This window comes from Marinobacter antarcticus, assembly GCF_011049865.1.
GTDB lineage: Bacteria > Pseudomonadota > Gammaproteobacteria > Pseudomonadales > Oleiphilaceae > Marinobacter > Marinobacter antarcticus_A.
In genome coordinates, this window is the sequence record NZ_DRGY01000077.1 from 89,115 (window position 1) to 107,283 (window position 18,169).

11 protein-coding genes and 1 pseudogene are annotated in these 18,169 nt (G+C 52.2%); 9 read left to right on the plus strand and 3 right to left on the minus strand.

Translation table 11 applies throughout. From position 1 onward, the window contains the following. The first annotated feature begins 98 nt into the window (after positions 1-98). The 6 genes and pseudogenes from prsK (at position 99) to ENI00_RS10040 (ending at position 10,102) form a co-directional block, all read left to right on the plus strand. Entirely contained in the window at positions 99-2,234 is a 2,136-nt protein-coding gene (prsK, locus tag ENI00_RS10015) for an XrtA/PEP-CTERM system histidine kinase PrsK (RefSeq protein ID WP_304101667.1), read from the plus strand. Between the two features lie 103 nt (positions 2,235-2,337). After that, positions 2,338-3,711 carry a PEP-CTERM-box response regulator transcription factor gene (gene prsR / locus ENI00_RS10020; protein ID WP_304101668.1) on the plus strand — a complete coding sequence of 458 codons (1,374 nt, stop codon included), beginning with the start codon at positions 2,338-2,340 and terminating at the stop codon, positions 3,709-3,711. 12 nt (positions 3,712-3,723) lie between these two features. Further along, positions 3,724-6,360, plus strand: a complete 2,637-nt coding sequence (locus ENI00_RS10025; protein WP_304101669.1) for a tetratricopeptide repeat protein — start codon at positions 3,724-3,726, stop codon at positions 6,358-6,360. Positions 6,361-7,150: 790 nt separating this feature from the next. Then, positions 7,151-7,237: pseudogene (locus ENI00_RS18750) on the plus strand (PEP-CTERM sorting domain-containing protein); the annotation flags it as partial. A 320-nt stretch (positions 7,238-7,557) separates the two neighbouring features. Continuing rightward, positions 7,558-9,183 carry an FAD-binding oxidoreductase gene (locus ENI00_RS10035; protein WP_304101671.1) on the plus strand — a complete coding sequence of 542 codons (1,626 nt, stop codon included), beginning with the start codon at positions 7,558-7,560 and terminating at the stop codon, positions 9,181-9,183. 115 nt (positions 9,184-9,298) lie between these two features. After that, positions 9,299-10,102, plus strand: a complete 804-nt coding sequence (locus ENI00_RS10040; protein WP_304101672.1) for a PEP-CTERM/exosortase system-associated acyltransferase — start codon at positions 9,299-9,301, stop codon at positions 10,100-10,102. Positions 10,103-10,216: 114 nt separating this feature from the next. Here the strand turns inward: ENI00_RS10040 and ENI00_RS10045 are convergent, their stop codons facing one another. Then, the gene (locus ENI00_RS10045; RefSeq protein ID WP_304101673.1) at positions 10,217-11,053 is read right to left on the minus strand and encodes a THxN family PEP-CTERM protein; all 837 of its coding nucleotides are present in this window, start codon (positions 11,051-11,053) and stop codon (positions 10,217-10,219) included. Positions 11,054-11,497: 444 nt separating this feature from the next. On the opposite strand from ENI00_RS10045, the gene ENI00_RS10050 reads away from it, so the two are divergent. Beyond that, complete coding sequence (locus ENI00_RS10050) at positions 11,498-12,919, plus strand: exosortase/archaeosortase family protein (RefSeq protein ID WP_304101674.1); 1,422 nt, start codon at positions 11,498-11,500, stop codon at positions 12,917-12,919. A gap of 28 nt (positions 12,920-12,947) precedes the next feature. Here ENI00_RS10050 and ENI00_RS10055 read toward each other — a convergent pair whose 3' ends face one another. After that, positions 12,948-14,138, minus strand: coding sequence for a DegT/DnrJ/EryC1/StrS family aminotransferase (locus ENI00_RS10055; RefSeq protein WP_304101675.1), 1,191 nt, complete (start codon positions 14,136-14,138; stop codon positions 12,948-12,950). Positions 14,139-14,147: 9 nt separating this feature from the next. Continuing rightward, a complete protein-coding gene (locus tag ENI00_RS10060) occupies positions 14,148-15,299 on the minus strand; it encodes a glycosyltransferase family 2 protein (protein ID WP_304101676.1) in 1,152 nt (383 codons plus the stop codon). Between the two features lie 857 nt (positions 15,300-16,156). Between ENI00_RS10060 and ENI00_RS10065 the strand changes: the two genes are divergently transcribed. Further along, a complete protein-coding gene (locus ENI00_RS10065) occupies positions 16,157-16,960 on the plus strand; it encodes a 7-cyano-7-deazaguanine synthase (protein ID WP_304101677.1) in 804 nt (267 codons plus the stop codon). A gap of 339 nt (positions 16,961-17,299) precedes the next feature. Next, positions 17,300-18,169, plus strand: a complete 870-nt coding sequence (locus ENI00_RS10070) for a polysaccharide deacetylase family protein (protein WP_304101678.1) — start codon at positions 17,300-17,302, stop codon at positions 18,167-18,169.

Here is an 18,169-nt window from a genome sequence, read left to right on the forward strand (position 1 = left end):
TCTTCCGTTCAGAATCCGTCCATTGCGGTCCAATCCGGAAGTTGCACAGAATTGCTACCCACCTCACACTAACTTCATTCAGGTAACAGGCCGTTTACATGCTTCCAGATCTGAGCGTGATAAGCCACGGCGCGGCAGCCGCGGTGTACGCAATACTTGCGGTACTTGTCGGCACCCGCTATCTGAGGCGCGACATAGATCGGGCGTTATTTCTGGCTGCCCTTGTCACGACACTTTGGGCATCCACGCTGGTCACTCAAAGCCTTTGGGGGCAGCCCAGCTTTTTTATTCGCTACCTGCTCGAACTGCTCCGTGATACCGCATGGATCCTGCTTCTGTTCGCCATGCTTCGAGACACCTTCAGACACGGGCGCTTGAGTGGGCCCATCAAAAAATTTCTGGGCATCGCAACGGCCATTCTGCTCATCACCCTGATCGTGCTCGGCAGCCTGGAATTTTTGTTTGGCATGGCCTTATTAGACGGGAAAACCAAACTCATTGGGCAGATTGCCCTGTCGCTTCTCGGCCTTTCGCTGGTCGAACAGATATGGCGCAACGCACCTGCTTTTGGCCGGTCCAGCATGAAATATCTGTGCATCGGTACCGCCACGATCTTTATTTTTGATTTTTTGATGTACGCCGACGCCCTGCTGTTTGGCAAGATCGCCGACTCCTTCTGGAACGCCCGCGGCTTTGTCAACGCCGCGCTGGTGCCGCTGTTTGCCATTAACGTCATCAACACCCGCAAGCAACCCATCGACTTTCAGCTTTCCCGGTCCGCCGTCTTTCACGCCGGCACTCTGGTATTGGCGGGTGCCTACCTGCTTCTGCTGTCTGTTAGCGGCTATTACGTGCGTATTCTCGGCGGTCATTGGGGCGAGGCCTTACAGGTACTTTTGTCAGCCGTTGCGCTGGTATTTTTGACCACTCTGGTACTGTCCCGGCGCTTGCGAGCAAAGCTGATGGTGCTGATCAGCCAGAACTTTTTCGACTACAAATACGACTATCGTGAAGAATGGTTGAAAATGACCAAAGATCTGTCGGATCTCAGCGACGAGCCTCCCCTTCCTCTGCGCGCAATCCGCATTCTGGCGGGGCTGGTTGAAAGTAACGCGGGTGCAATCTGGCTAAAAAGCGAACAGGGCTCATACACCCTCAAAGAGTCAGCCAATCTTGCCACGCCCAGATACACCGTCATTGATGAAGACTCGGATCTGGTGCGTTTTTTCTCCAAAAAAGAATGGATTGTAAATCTGGATGAATACCGGGCAGATCCCGTAAGTTATGACCTGCTTGAGATTCCGGACGCCATCTCCAGAACGCCAGACGCCTGGCTGGTCATACCGCTTTACCTTGGCAATAGACTGTACGGCATTGCCATGATAGGCAGCCCCTACGCTCGGGTAGACCTTAATTGGGAGAACTTCGATCTCATCAAAGTGGTCGCCCGCCAAACGTGTAACCTGCTGGCGCAAGCGGACTCACAGAATCGATTATCCCGGGCGATGCAGTTTGAAGCGGTCAGCAAAGCCTCGGCGTTTATGGTTCACGATCTGAAAACCGTGATCGCACAGCTGTCACTGCTGGTGAACAACGCACAAAAACACAGAAACAACCCTGCATTTATCGATGACATGATTAACACCACGGATCACGCGGTCAACAAAATGACCAACCTTGTGGACCACATCCGTAAACCCTCTGCAAACACCGATCAGGATGATAAAGCGCTGGACCTCACCCAACTGGTAACCAGCCTTTTAGAGCACTACAAGCGACAGAACCCGTTCCCCAGCCTCGACGGAACACCGCCAAAAATCCTGATCAAAGCAGATTCCCTGCAATTGAGGAGCGTTCTGGGCCACCTGATCCAGAACGCCCAGGATGCGACGCCGCCCGATGGAGAGGTTACACTGTCTCTCAAAATTGCGCGGGGGAACGTTGTGCTGTTTATTCAGGACAGTGGTTGCGGCATGACAGACGATTTTATCAATGACCGGCTGTTCAAACCCTTCGAAAGCACAAAAGGCCTCACCGGCATGGGCATTGGCGCCTACCAGGCGCGGGAATACATCCACAAAATCGGCGGCACACTCGACGCAACAAGCGAGCCAGGCGTGGGCTCCTGCTTCTCCATTCGTATCCCCCTGGCTGAAAGACCACTCGACGGCGCTGCAAAAGTGAATGAACGATCAATTTCTGACGCTCCGAGTTCTCAGGAGCTTGCCGATTAAATGGCGATTAACTTCAATTGACCAATCGGCCATTGCAAAGTGCCAATGTTCAGTTAAGAATCAAAGGCTGTGGACCACCTTAAACAAGGGAATTGTTGCTGTTGTGACTAGACGACTGCTTATCGTAGAGGATGACCCCGGGCTGCAAAGCCAGATGCGCTGGTGCTTTAGCGAAGATCTGGACGTGTTTGTCGCCTCGGACCGTGAAGCTGCTCTTGCAGCGCTTCGGCGTGAGGAGCCTGATGTTGTGACACTGGACCTGGGCCTTCCGCCAGACCCGGGCGGGGCGACAGAAGGCTTCGCGTTACTGGAGGACATTCTTCGACTTGCACCTTTGACCAAGGTGATTGTGGTCACCGGCCGCGAAGACAAGGAAAACGCCGTGAGGGCCATCGGCATGGGTGCCTCCGATTTCTATCAGAAGCCCCTGGATGCCGATATTCTCAACTTTGTGGTGAACAGAGCCTTCCGGCTTGCTGAATTAGAGCGCGAAAACCAGGATTTATCGCGGCAAAGCAACGGCACAAACATCAAAGGCATTATCGCCGCAAGCCCGCAAATGATGGCCGTATGCCGCACCCTGGAAAAGGTCGCGCCCACCGATGTAACCACCCTCATCATCGGTGAAACCGGCACGGGTAAAGAAGTGCTCGCGCGCGCGTTGCACAACCTCAGCCCCCGGGCCGGCAAGGTATTTGCCGCCATCAACTGCGCGGCCATTCCCGAAAATCTTCTGGAAAGCGAACTGTTCGGCTTCGAGAAAGGTGCCTTTACCGGCGCAACCCAAGCCAAAAAAGGCAAAATTGAAAGCGCTAACGGTGGCACCCTCTTCCTCGATGAAATTGGCGACATGCCGATACCACTGCAAGCGAAGCTGTTGCGGTTTTTGCAGGAGCGTGTTGTCGACCGAGTGGGCTCAGTAAAGCCGATACCGGTTGACGTCCGTGTGGTGTGCGCAACCCACCGGAACGTAAACCAATTGATCGAAAGTGGTGATTTCCGAGAGGATCTTTACTACCGAATAAGCGAAATAACGCTTGATATACCGGCCGTCAGAGAACGAGACGGCGACGCGCTGGTCATCGCACGCTCCTTGCTCAAATCCCTCGGCAAGGAAATGGATCGCCAAAACCTCACCTTCTCCGAAGACGCCATCAACGCCATTAGCCATTACCCCTGGCCGGGCAACGTGCGAGAAATGATCAACAAGGTGAAGCGGGCCATTATTATGGCCGATAGCAAGCGGATCACCAGCGAGGATCTGGAGTTGACAGCGAACGAGGAGCCAGGCACAAGCCATCTGAACCTTCGCCAGGTGCGAGAGCAGGCGGAACGAAAAGCCATCCTGCAAGCACTTCAGACCAGCGGCTTCAACATGACACAGGCCTCGAAGCTTTTGGGTGTAACCCGCCCGACTCTCTACAACCTTACCGATAAATACAAAATTGACACATCGGCAGAAACGTCGGAAGTCTAGGAGCAGGCTTATATGATGACAAAGAAATCGATACAAAAATCACTTCCAGGCCTGATACTTGCCGGCAGCCTGCTGGTTGCATTCCCGCTGCTCTCGGGGTGCAATAATAATACCGGTTCTTCAGAAGCGCTTTCACACATTTCCCGGGCTGAGACCTACTCCGAACAAGGCCAATTTCGCTCCGCCCTGCTTGAAATCAAGAATGCCATCCAGAAAGACCCGAACAATGTGGAACACATTCTGCGCCTGGCAGATTTGTATCTGCAGGTGGGCGCTGCGAAAGAAGCTTCAGAACTGCTCAAACCCTGGCTGCAAGAAAATCCGGAAGCTGTTGCCCTTACCTTGGCGCGCGCCTACGTAGACCAAGGCAAGCAGCTCTCAGCAACGGAAACCCTTGCGCTGCAAACGCCGAGCTCCCCGGAAGACGAACTGGAAGCGTCACTGATCCGTGCAGAAGCCCTGCGTCGATCCGGAGAACTGGCCAAGGCGCTGGCACTTTTCGATGACCTGGCCACCAGCAACCCATCCAACACCGAAGCGATCACCGGTCTTCTTCAAACCCAAGTCAATCTGAACAAAGACACACGAGCTATAGAAATCGCGGATGCGTGGATCGCGAAGAACGGAAAAACCTCCGATGTTTTATTCTGGAAAGGCCTGGCCCAATACCGTCTGAATCAGCTTGAACAAGCATCAGACACATTAACGGATGCCGTTGGTGTGCTGCCGACATCCGATATTTTCCTGCCGGTACGTCGCAATGTGCTGACCACGCTCTCCCGGGTACTCACCGAGCAAGGGCAGATGAGCGATGCGCAGATCTACAATCGCATTCTGGTAGAAAATCAGAACGCTGGCGCACAGGCGCAAGGCGAAGCAGCCATGGCCGCCATCAAAGAGGGCAAGCTTGAAGAAGCGAAAACGATTCTGCGCGACACCCTCAAGATGGATCCGGAAAACGAACAGGTCGCCATGCTACTGGGAGCCATTTCTGCAGGTACCGGCGAGCTGGAAGAAGGCGCTCAGTTGCTTACAGAAAACCTCGACCCCGAAACAACCCCTACCCAGTTCATCAGAGCCGCCACAATGGCCCAGATTGACGTTGGAGATCGGGAAGCCGCCCTGAAAACCCTGGATCGGGCCGTGGAAGCTCGCCCTAACGACAACGAACTGCTGGCCATGCAGGGCATTCTGGCCCTCAGCCTTCCAGACCATGAGGAAAGCGGCATTGCGAACCTTAGCAAAGCCATCAGCAATGAGCCTGAACGCGTGCGACTCAGGCTTGCACTGGCAAGGCACTACCTGCAGAACAACGAACCCGAGCAGGCGCTCGGGCAACTGCGAATGGCGTTCACCTCCAATCCTTCGGATTGGGCTACCACCAGCACCTATCTGAACGTGCTGATTCAGCAAGGAGAGAAACAGGAAGCGGGTGAAATTCGCGACTCGCTGCTCAACGGTTACGGAAATCAGCCCCGGGCCATTTTGCTGGCAAGCCTTGCAGATGTTCAGCTCGGCAACCTGGGCGAAGCCACAACACGGCTTGAAAAACTGGTCAAAGAAAGCCCAAAACTGCAGGCGCCCATGGTTGCGCTTGCCAGCCTCTATGCCAAATCCGGCAAGCGCGAAAGCGCCGTCAACTTGCTGGTAGAAGCCGCCGCAATCACGCCGGATACGATACGCCCTCTACAACAGGCGGGACAAATCTACGGCCAGGATCACAATGCAGCGGAAGTCAGAACCTGGCTGACAGAGGTTGCCAAAACCCATCCGGAACTCAAGCGCAACACCGACACCCTCACTGCGCTGATAGACATCACCCAAGGCGACCTCAAACAGGCTCGATCTACCCTCGCCCAATGGGAGAATTCCGAATCTGAAACCGTGAAGCGTGCCTACGGCCAACTGCTCGTTGCCGAAGCCAAGGCCGCGGTCAGTAATGAGGAATGGAAAGAAGCACGGGCCAAAGCTGCCGAAGCCATTGCGCTGGAACCCCAAAATCTCGGGTTCGCGATGCTGCCAGTGGGCATTGCGCAAATGGAAGGCAACATGGATGACGCCCTCGCAGCGCTTGATGCCGTTGAGAAAACCCACGGCAAAGTGACCGCCACCGTGCTGTCACGGGCAAAACTACTCCAGCAACAAAAAGGGCCAAGTGCAGCTTACGAATACCTCGCTGAACAATGGCAATCCACAAAAAATACCCAGCTGATGCCGCTCCTCATGGGACTTGCAAAATCGCAAGCCCCAGACTCACTCGAAGGGCTAACGGAAAGCTGGCTTAACGAAGCCCCGCAAAATCCCGGCGCGCACATGGCAAGAGCCGAATGGTTAATGAGCGACAACCAGGAAGCCGAGGCAGCCAAACACTATGAGGCCATTCTTGCACGGCAACCGAATAACGTTGCGGCACTGAACAACCTGGCCTGGATGCTTCGCGAGAAGGATCCCGACCGCGCATTGAAACTGGCCAAGCGGGCAAATGAACTGGAATCCAACAACCCTGCGATTCTGGATACCTATGGCTGGATTCTTCACCTGACCGGGCGGCACGCAGAAGCCAAAGCAGCCATAGAAAAAGCGGTTGCCCTTGCATCAGGCAATGAGGAAATAGCAGCACATCTTGAAACCGTGAAAAAGGCCTTATAAAGAAAATCGGCGTTGGCGGTAAAGCGTTGGAAAAATAGAGGCCTGAGGCGTAAAGCTTTCAGGTCTTTTTTTATTTCAGTGCCGGAATTCTTTACGTTTTAAATGCGCAATATTAGTAAACACGCTTTAAATCATAAGCTTGAAAAGATGGCACACTAATCGCTTTAAATTAATTCAATATCGGGCAGTCCCGGTAGCACACCGAACCATCTTATGGCAGTAGAGTTGTACAACCGGAGAAATACTCATGAAAATTCAAAACACTATTTTGGCAGTTGCCGCTCTGACTTTAAGTTCGGCAGCAATGGCGGTGCCTACGTACACAGCGACCTATCTTGGCAACGATTGCGTGTCAACGATGGGCGCAACCTGCGCAGATCTTGGCAGCACTATGAGCGGAGTTTCCGGAGGCGCTGTCATCGCTCCGGCAACCAGCGTATCAGGTGTGGCTAAGCGCCCGGGTGACGATACGTCCAATGGCGCTCAAGTACTTTCTTACAACGTGACCAGCCGGAATAACAACCCGGTAGGCGCAGCAACTGACATCGTCATTACTGGATTGGACGGCGCCTTCGATTTTTACTGGGGTTCCATTGATAGCTACAACATTGTCGACTTCTACCTGGGAGCAGACAAAGTTTCCTATAACGGAAATCAGGCTTTCGCAGCCACTGGCGCAGCAGGAACCGCAGCGAACTTTAACACCGATGGTTACTTCTCTTTCTCGGGAATATTCGACAAGGTGGTACTGAGCAGCTCAGGTGGCGTAGCTTTCGAAGTGGCTCGTGCAATGTCAGTGCCTGAGCCCGGCACCTTCGCACTCTTGGGCCTTGGCCTTGCGGGCCTCGGTGCAGCGCGCCGTCGTCAGAAAGCCTGATTACGATACGTTAGAAAAAAGCCAGCGCAAGCTGGCTTTTCTCGTTTACGTAATGTCTTTACGCCTTGACTTGATTGGAAAAGCAAACTTAACTGATTTAACATTTATTCACAAAAATACCAGTTATTAATTTTGCAAGAATTATCGCTAACTGTTTGTTTAAAAGTTATTTTTTCCCGAAAAGCGTCTTCAAAACCTTACCGATACGACATGTTTTGTCAATACTATCTCGATTATACTTTTGCGTAATTAATGGACACCTTGACAGCACACCTCAACTAGGCAGTCGTTAAAGTCATCGATGAACCGTGGAAGCGCGAGTGACTAATATTTCGATCGAATCTGCAATTGCAGAATGGACTACTATCTTGGGTGAATCGGGAGTCGTCGCGGCTAGCACGGCAGGCTTCGGCGCCTCCACAACAGGAACGAAACGTTCTATTCCTGCGGTGCTCCGCCCGGAAAACCAGGAGCAGGTTGCGGCGGTTCTGCAAATTGCCCAACGGTGGCAGGTCGCCGTCTATCCCGTGAGCACAGGCAATAATTGGGGCTACGGTAGCGCCAACCCGGTTGAAAACGACTGCGCTATCCTTGATCTTGGCCAGTTCGACCGTATTTCCGATTTTGATCCCGAAATGGGTGTAGTCACGGTTGGGCCAGGCGTAACCCAAGGTGCCCTAAGAGAGTTTCTGGATCGGCATGATGGCAATTACCTTGTTCCGGTAACCGGTGCGGGCCCCACATGCAGTATCCTTGGCAACGCCCTTGAGCGCGGCTACGGAATCACGCCGATTACTGACCACTTTGCGGCAGTCACAAAGATAGAAGCCATCCTGCCAGACGGCAGCCTATACCGAACGCCGCTCAGCGAACTTGGCTGCGCGGAAGTAGACGGGCTTTTCAAATGGGGCGTTGGTCCTTATCTTGACGGACTATTTAGCCAAGGGAACTTTGGCGTGGTGGTTAATATGACCATCGCCCTTGCGCCAGTTCCCGAAACCGTAACGGCTTTTTTCTTTTCAACAAAAGACGACGCCAAGCTCGAGGCCCTGGTACCCACAATCAGGGCCGTATTGCGAGCGCTGGGCGGAACGGTTGTGGCCATAAACTTGCTCAACAGCCAGCGCGTGCTCTCGATGATGGCGCCCTTTCCGGAAGACAAAGCCGTTGACGGTGTTTTACCTGCCCACGAAGTGGCTAGCCTCGCAAATAGCCATGGTGTGCCCGCGTGGAGCGGCGTAGGCGCGATTTATGCGTCAAAGGAAGTAGCGGGAGCAGCCAGACGCACGCTGCGGCGCCTTCTCGGCCCCGTCACCGATCGCCTCATTTTTATAAACCGACGGAAAATCACGGTGGCACGAAAAATCGCCCGTGTAATGCCTGGCAGGCTGGGTACCCGGGTTAAGGGCATGGCCGATACGCTCGCCGGCGCCCTGGAAATCATGCACGGCTCCCCCAACGATGTTGCGCTGGCATTGGCATATTGGCGTTCAGGCGCCCTGCCCGAACCTGGGCAACCGAAAAACCCGGCACGGGACGGCTGCGGGCTTATCTGGTTCGCGCCACTGGTGCCAATCCGAGGCCAAGACGTTCGCCGCTACATCACAATGATTGAAAGAATTTGCCCACAGTACGGTCTCAACCCGCTCATTACACTAACCACCGTAAACGACCGCTGCTTTGACTCAACCGTTCCTTTGCTCTTTGATCGCAGTAACCCGGATGCAGCAGCGCGGGCCAACGCCTGTTATCGCGCACTGTGCGAGGCGGGACAAATAGAAGGCTTCCTGCCTTACCGTCTCAACGTCGATGCGATGGACATCCTGAATACCAGTGGCTCTGCCTTCAGCCGCCTCACCAGCAAGCTGAAAGCCGCAGTCGACCCAAATTCCATTCTGGCGCCCGGACGTTACGTGCCCAGAATCAAAAAGATTTCCGAGGTCTGATGTGCTGTTACCTCGATACAACCGGCGCACGCCCCCAAACTTGGGTTCAGGCTGCGTTTTTTCACCACAACGATCGGCACAACAGCTCCCCGACAGGGAAGATGAGGAACTCAAAATGCACCAAAGCGCACAAACTCAAGAAGACGTCAGTAACATTTTCAATTCCGTATTCGATGTCCATTTGGCGACCTCGCCAGAGGAGATTAACGAGGTCTTCGAACTTCGGTATCAGGTTTACTGCATTGACCGACCTTTTGAAGACCCCAATTGCTTTGTCGATAAACGCGAGCACGATGAATACGACCAGCGATCTGCTCACGCTCTGATCAGGTACCGAACAACAGGGGACATCGTAGCCGCCGTTCGTATCGTTATGGCGGGAGATACCCCGGAAGACGCTTATTTTCCCATGGAAGGTCACTGTATCCATCAAATGGACCAGCAAGCACGGGACGCGTTTGCGGGCACACGCCGCAGGCAGGTGGCAGAAATTTCCCGGATGGCGGTCAGCCGTGATTTTCGACGGCGCCTCAATGAGGATAAAACAGCCTCTGGCGTTACCGATTTCGCGTGCTATAGCGATTCAGAAAATGGCAAGCGCGCACTGCCCTATATCAGTTTGGGGCTTTTCGCTGCAATTCTACAGATGTCGGTCAAACACGGCATAACCCACTGGACAGCGGCTATGGAGCCAGCACTGCTGCGCATGTTGAAGCGATTTGGTGTGGAATTTGATCACGTGGGCCCGGTGATCGAATATCACGGGCGCCGACGCCCGGCCTTCACTGAAGCTGCGTCAATGCTTGAAAGTGCAAGGAAGCTTCGCCCGGATGTCTGGTCGCTTGTGACGAACAATGGCCAACAACTTCCGGCAAAACCGATGGCCAACTACGAGGCAAACGACAGAAGGGTTGCCTAATTCCTGATCGTTTCAAAACCCGACTATAAAAAAACCCCAGCTCAATTTAGGCTGGGGTTTTCTTTTAACAACTTTTTATCAACACAGTCTACCAACGATATTAACGTTCAACCGTTATGACTTTGCTGCTTTTTTCCTGCGTGACAGGCCAAGACCGGCAAGGCCCAAGCCCAGCAGCGCCATGGTGCCTGGCTCAGGTACCGCGGTAGGAGCAGCCGTGATACGGAACTCGGTATCGAACGTGCTTACCTTGTTCTCTTCGGTCAGAAGACCAACACAGCCGATGCCAGCATTCGCTGCTGTACACGCGTCTGGGTCCAGGAAAGTCAGGCCAGCCAACTTAAGGAACACGGTGTAGTCGTAGCCGTCAGCAAGGGCGAACGTCTGACTGAACTCAAGGAATTCTTTGCCGTCTTCATCTGTCATTTTTGATGAACCCAGATCGCCGGCGTTTGCAACTGTGAAAATGTCGTCACAGACGGGGCCAGTTGCCGCGGCAACACAGTTTCCGCTTTGGTTAAGCGTTTCCTTAAAAAAGCCGTCGAACGTTATAGAAGGCAGACCAAAAGTAGGACCAGACGGGGCGGTCGGTGTCAGCGTCAGCGCAGTTTCCAGATCGAAGCTGGTAAGTGTGGCATCATTGGCATCGAGAACGGCGTTGGTGTGGGTGAAACTCCCCCCCATTACGTAGTCTCCACCGGTTACGAGATTAGTTCCGGACGCATCAGCAACTCTGATAGACGATTGGGCAGGTCTCGTTCCCCATGAAAGAAGGTGGTCGTCTTCAGAAGCTACAACAGAACCGCCTCCAGTGCTGGAAGTAAAGCTGGAGAACGAGCTGGCGACCGAATAATCCCAATTGGTAATCGGCGCCGCGCTTGCAGATTGCACACCCAGTGCAAACGGCAGTACAAGCGATGACAGAAGCGTTCTTTTAAGTATCGTGTTCATTGTGTGTCTCCTTGACGATGGGCGTTGGCGGCTAGAGTTCGTTCGGTCAGCCAACGGTATTTGTTTAGGAGCATCTTTCATGCCAGGTATACAAAATTGTTACTATTCAACAATGTAAAAAAATGTGTAATCGAATGCCAAATGATTGGAAAGCCTTGGTGTAAGTATCTTCGACACTACGCGGGCACAAACCCATCGCCTGAAGCGGTATGTCTTTGTTAGCGGATTATTTTATGAGGCCGGTCTGAACAAAAAAATCGAAATAGCCAAGTTTATGGTCACTTCACTATTAAAAATGAACTTAAAAAGCCGTGCCGAACCTAGTGGATGTAAATTATGCTGACACCCTGCAGGTGAGGCCAGATTTTTTACCTCGCATTTGAGTTTTATGTAAACAACATACACAGTATCCTATCGCTCAATACTCGGTCCGGCGGACAAACAATGTTAAGGAAGATACTAGACAACCTGCCCCTATCCCGGCCTTATCTGGTCGTTACAGCGATTTCAGTGCTGATTTTTTATCCCACCTGGATAAGGCTGGCTGAGGCATCACTTGATTTCGAACAGGCTGGGCCGCACGCGCTTGCGACTGCCTTTATCTTTTTAGGACTGTTGCTGGTTCACCCGCCTGTTCATGAGAATCGTCAAACGCCGCTCAAGCCCTATCATCTTGCGGGCGCAGCGCTGTTAATTGCCACAACGCTGATTTGGGGCCTGCTGGAACTGGTTCGAATCGACACCCTTACCTATCTGATGCTACCAACCGGGCTAATCGTCTCGGCCTGGGCGTTGCTTGGCCTGTCTCGAACACTGACATTCCTGCCCTACACGTTGCTTTTGTCGCTTTCGCTGCCTATCTGGGCAGATATCGCGCCGGCCCTTGTCGATCTCGCAAGTGCCGTTGTAGGCACCTTGGTAGGTTGGTTCGGGATGACCGCTTTCATTGAAGGCAACAGCATCACCCTGCCCTATGGCCGCCTTATCATCGCCGATGGGTGCTCAGGCTATCGCTATTTGGCCATGTCCATTATGTTGGCGATGATGACATCCATCCTTAACGACTATCGCTGGCGCGGCTGGCTGATTACTTTGCTGGTGGCGGCCGTTCTTGGGCTTATTGCGAACTGGGTACGCATAACCATTCTGGTGGCCGTCGCCTATCAAACCGATATGCAAAGCGACATGATCTCCGACCACGACATGATGGGATGGATCGTGTTCGCAGTGTTCATTTTACCGGCACTGTACTTCTCGCCGGTTCACAAAAGAAAGCCAGGCGAAAATCGTCCTTCGAAGATGTCTGTCTTCAACAAAACCGGTGTCATCGCGGTTGTCATCGCAATTGCGCTCGGCCCGATCGCTCTCACAATGATGCAAAGGCCTGGCCTCCCAGCCGCGCCCTGGGCACTTGAATTATCCGGGGCCAAGCCAACCAACACGGGCGACCTGCCGATAGCACTCGGGCTGCCGGATACATTAAACCAACAAGCATGGCGCTCCGGCGATCTATGGGTATTGCTGGCGCAAAGCCAGAAAATCACGGCCGATGAAAAGCTGGTGCCCTACCTGCCTCTGATGTTCGACACATCACTGTGGCAATTACAGGAAACATTTCAGCCTGGCCTTCGCCGCTATCGAAATATAATGACCCGTGAAGAAATAGTCATTGGCCAACGATTCCAGACCGGAACCCAGCGCAGTTGGAGCTACAAAGAAGCAAAATTGCTTCAAATTCCAGCGCTGCTGGCGCAAGAAAAACAATTTGCGCTCATCCTGTTCCAGATGAAGTGCAATTTTAGAAGCTGCGACCTGGCCAAAGAACGGGTTCAACAGGCGATGACATCCGCTCAGCTTGTGAGGTAATTCCATTTGCCGGGTGAATCAGTGGATTTCAATAGCAGCGCCCGAGCAAAATATCAGCAACTGACTCGACGTCTCCGTTGCGAACATCCTCGTGAGTTGGAAGGGTGATAAGACGATCCGCAAAATCACAGGCGCAAGGAAATGAGGAAGCAGCAACGGTTACAAATTCGCCAGCTCCCTCTATCGCTGGGAGTGCCTGGCCGTAGAAAGCGCTGGCGCCGATACCGGCACGATTAAGCTCAAGAAGCGCTTTGTCTCGACTCTGCCGAGAAGGCGCGAGCAGCGGATAACGCAGCAATATCGGTGACGAGGCGACCAGGCCTTCACGAGCAGACTCAGCGAAACATTCCACCGCCAACGGGGCCCAACCTTTCCCGGTGAGGTTCACCAAGGCTTCCGAATAGGCTGCGCTAATGTCCCGACGCTTGTTAAACCCTTCAATACCCGCCTCGAGCAGCCCCTCAACAGGTGACTGGCGTCCAATCGAGCCGAGCGGGTGAAACACCGTCTGCCCGATACCAAGAAGCGGCATACGCTCCATCGCCCCATAGAGAGGCGGTGTTAACAGTAAATTGAACAGCCAACGCCGGACCCGCCAGGCTGCGCTCGCGGATAGTCGAACTTCAGGAGGCGCATCCAAAACGCTCACACTCCCTAAAGCAAGCCGCTCCCCATGATCCTTACGGATTAAAAGCGCACCGCCACCCATCAGGTTTATTGGCTTGCCCCGACCAAAACTCAGTATCACATAGTCGGCCACCCCATTGCCGCAGGAAAAAGGCGGGAATACCTGGGCCGAATCCTCGATCAACGCCACATCGTTTTTATCTGCGATCCATCTAAGGGCAAACAAGCGTTCTGGTATGCCCAAAAACCCTGCTGCAATGATACCTACCGTGTTCTCAGTTACAGCGTTTTCCACGGCCTTCAAATTCATCCAGGGCCTGCCCTCTGCCAGATCAACCAACACCGGCCGAGCCTCTTGAGCCACCACAGCGGCCACAAGATCCGGGCAACCGTAAGCGGGAAGAATCACTTCCGGAGTGTGCGGGGCTTGCTTGCGGTTAACGGACAGTTTTACGGCCAGGGAAAGCGCAGCCGTGCCGCTGTTTACAAACACCGAATCATAATGCTCGGCCCAGGGCGCAGGCAAAACAGCGGAACCTTCCGTTGGCAAAGGCACCCGGCTGCCCACAGGCCGCAATTTGGAAAAGCTCACCCTATACCCCTAACGTTGGGACGGCGACCAGACAGTCATCCGGCGCCCTCCCAAAAACTGCAAGGTTGCATGGGCAATGGCGTAGTTCACCTGCACGAAAAAATACGGAATCCTGACATAGCCTTTGGCGCGTAAATCGGGCGAAAAGTGGGCCGCCAGAACAACCCCGTAAAAAACAAGCTGCAGCAACAGCGCCAGGCTGTATACCCAGCCGCTGCCAGCCAGCATGATTGAAGCCACGAACAAGATGAGCAAAAACCAGGGAACGGCCCAGCGCATCAATTTATGGCTGAATACTTGCCAGGCAAACAAACCGAATTTAGCAGGATTGAGTACTTCCGGGTGTCTGGCCAGCGCCGTCCAGCCCCTAATAACGGTGCGCAGCTTGCGCTGGTACTCTTTGCCGGGGTCTGCGACGTCCTGGTAATGGCCCAGCACGTCTGGAGCGGAAACGGCTACATAACCTTCCATCGCGCAATTCAGCGCGGTATTGAAATCACTGGGGGCGTGAATATCCCAGCGCTCACACAACTCGTGTCGCACCGCAAAAAATGACCCGCTAAGGCCTACCAAGCCGCCCCGCAGCGACTCCAGCTTGCGCAGCCACATTTCATATTTCACGTAGGCGCCCTCGCCTACTACGCCACCATCCCGGCTGACAAACACATCCTCACTGGAAATCGCACCCACCGTGGGGTTCTCAAAATATCTAACCAACGCAACAATCGCGTCCGCTGGAATACTGGTCGCCACATCCGAGAACACAATGATGTCTCCGGTTGCCATAGCGATGGCATCCTTCTGGGCATTCTCCTTCCCCAGCCGTTCGTCGGTTCGGGACAACAAAATGCCCTTGTTCTGATACTCCCGCACAATATCATCGGTTGCATCAGCCGAGCAGTCAGAAGCCACGATGATTTCCAGGTTCGGATAAACCAGCTCCAAGGTGTTTTCCAGTTTTTGCCGGATGCGCCCAGCTTCATTGTGCGCTGTAATAATCAGCGAAACCGAAGGTGAACCGGCTTCGATATCCGCCGCTACCGGGCCGACGCCGGGGGCTGGCAACGCTCTTTTGGCTGGCAGCGCCATGAGTATGAGCGGATAGATAAAATAGCTGTACAAAGACCCGAACACCGCAACCCAGAACACCGCTTCCAACATCCGAATCATCCCTGCATCTGATCAAATTTGAGGCGAAATAATAACACACAGACATTCCATAGATTAGCCATTCGCACTTGGCCAACGTTATAACCAAGTATAATGACAGGGCATGCCTGAAATGGCACAATCTGCGAGCAACTCAGCGGCCCTTTGCCCGCCTGTGATTTGCATCAGGGAGGATTGGTAATCGTGCAGTTAGTTAAACAGATGTTAAAACAGGCTCGCAATAGCCTGTTCGCGTGCTTGGCTTTACTCAGAATAAAGTTCAAGAGCTCTCCATCTCTGGTAATCCTGACTTACCACCGCATACTGCCAAGCCAGTCACCGCTCCGACACACTGAACAACCCGGGATGATAGCCACCCCGGAAGCGCTGGATATGCATATCAGCCTTCTCAAACGGCTCGGACCCGAATTTGTTGCCCTGGATACCTCGCTGGATGCTCAACGCGAGAACAACGCATCGCCCCGATTAGCGTTAGCAAATAATGGCAGGAGTATCAGATCCGGAACGCAACGGGCATGAAAAGTTATCGGCTGAACACCTTAAAATCCGCGATAATCCGAATCATGCTAAGAAAATTTTGTATTTTGTGGTCTTTACCTGAACCCGTCAGATGGCGCTTTGTGGCAAGGCCCAGACACTGTCTGGCCCAAGATATAACTGACACTCAGGGGTTCTCATCGTCGCGCCACAATTCAAAGCGGTGAGAACAGTTAAAGGGTCAATTGCGCAAACAAACCCGAGCGCCATTGACAGCAAATCGATATATTATCCGAATAGCGCATTATTTTCGCAACGACCGGAAATTGCATCACATTCAACAGCACCTACAAGTTATTTAGAGAATTCATATGGACTTAGAGCAGAAGAAACATATGGTTAACATATTGTGGACTGGCGGGTATGACTCTAGTTTCCGAATGGTTCAACTATCCCAAAAAGACGTGATCATTCAGCCATACTATCTTTCAGACAACCGAAATAGCGAAAAAAATGAACTAAATGCTATAGAGGAGATAACATCAGATATAGAAAAAAATCCGAAAACTAAATGCAAGATACTACCGATTGTCATAAAAAATACTTCAGAAGTAAAGCCTGATAATGAAATAACACAGTCATACTTAGAACTAAAAAAATCATTACCAATAGGTTCGCAGTATGAATGGCTATCAAGATTCGCCAAAGAACAGAATATGGAGGATCTAGAACTTAGCATTGAAAAGCCAATATCGGGTTCAGGCTTAGTAGTCAATTTGTTTGATAAATTCAATGCTAAAATGAACTTGGAAACTGATGGCGAAATATCTTACTATAGATTAGAAAAAAAAGGTTCAGACCAAAACCTTTATAGAGTCTTCGGAAAATTTCATTATCCTAGCCCTCTTTTCGACATGTACAAAACTGATATGTTGGGCGCTTATAAGAAATTAGGATTCGAAAATACTATCGAAAAAACGTGGTTCTGCCATACCCCTATAAGAAATCAGCCATGTGGTTTATGTAACCCTTGCGAATCGGTTATCAAGGAAGGTCTTGGATTTAGGTTGCCTATTTTAAGTAGAATAAGAAACAAAATTAAAATACTATACAAATTTAAATATTATTTTAAAAAATTAATTAAAAAAACTATCAAAATTTTCTATATATATTAGCCTTATAACTGTAACAAGAGAATCCGTTCAACTTGGTGCTCGGACCTTGAAAATGGCAAGAATTTTAGCTCAATAAATTAGCTGCTTAGATGGGGCTAATTGGACAACCGAGTCGAAAACCGCCGACACTAATGGCCCATAAATCATTATTTTTTGCATCAAGAAGGATTGGTAATCGTGCAGATGGTGAAACAGGTTTTAAAACGAGCTCGAAATGGCGTTTTCGCTGTAATCGCTTTACTAAGAATAAAGCTTAAACGTTCACCTGCACTGGTAATCCTGACCTACCACCGCATCCTTCCTAGCCAATCCGTCCTCCGGCAGACTGAACAACCCGGCATGATAGCCACTCCTGAATCTCTGGACATGCATCTTGGTCTGCTCCGACGGCTAGGAGCCGAGTTTGTCTCAATGGACACGTGGCTGGATTCCCAGCGCAAAAACAAAATGTTGCCCCGATTCGCGGTCGCCGTTACTTTTGACGATGGCTGGCAGGACAATTACGAATATGCTTTCCCGTTGCTCAAAAAGCACAGAGTGCCCGCCACAATATTCCTGGTGTCTAAGCGAATCAACACATCCTGGCAGTTCTGGCCTGAACAAGTGCTGGATTTACTGATCAACCATGCCCATCAGCTTGATCAAGAGGCACTGCAATGGCTACGCCCTTACCTCGTCGATATGCCGGCAAACAAGGGCTCTTCATCGCCCTACACAATCCTGCAGGCCGACTCAGTTATAAACCGCCTAAAGGCACTGGACGACCACATTATCGAAGTGCATCTGGAACTAAGCCGCAACTCTATTCCAGCCCTGATCCAAGCGAACCCGAATGCCAGACCCCTGCTGAATAAACACGAACTGGACACCATGCTTACAAGCGGGCTTGTCACTTTTGGAGCGCATACTCGGCACCACTATCGGCTAAATCACCTTGCGGACCCGATAGATCTTGAAAACGAAATTGCCGGCAGCCACAAGGATCTGGAAGAGCTCGGGCTTAAGCCTGTCAGTATCTTTTGTTACCCGAACGGCAACATCACCAGCAACGGTGAACAGCTCGTACAGAAGCATTTCACCGCCGCATGCACCACTGAGCGGGGCTGGAACAAAGCCCTTTCAAACCCGCTTGGCCTTCGCAGGTTCAACTTTCATGATGGCAATGGCAGCACACCTCTCAACTTTTTAGCAACGCTCGGGAAACCATAA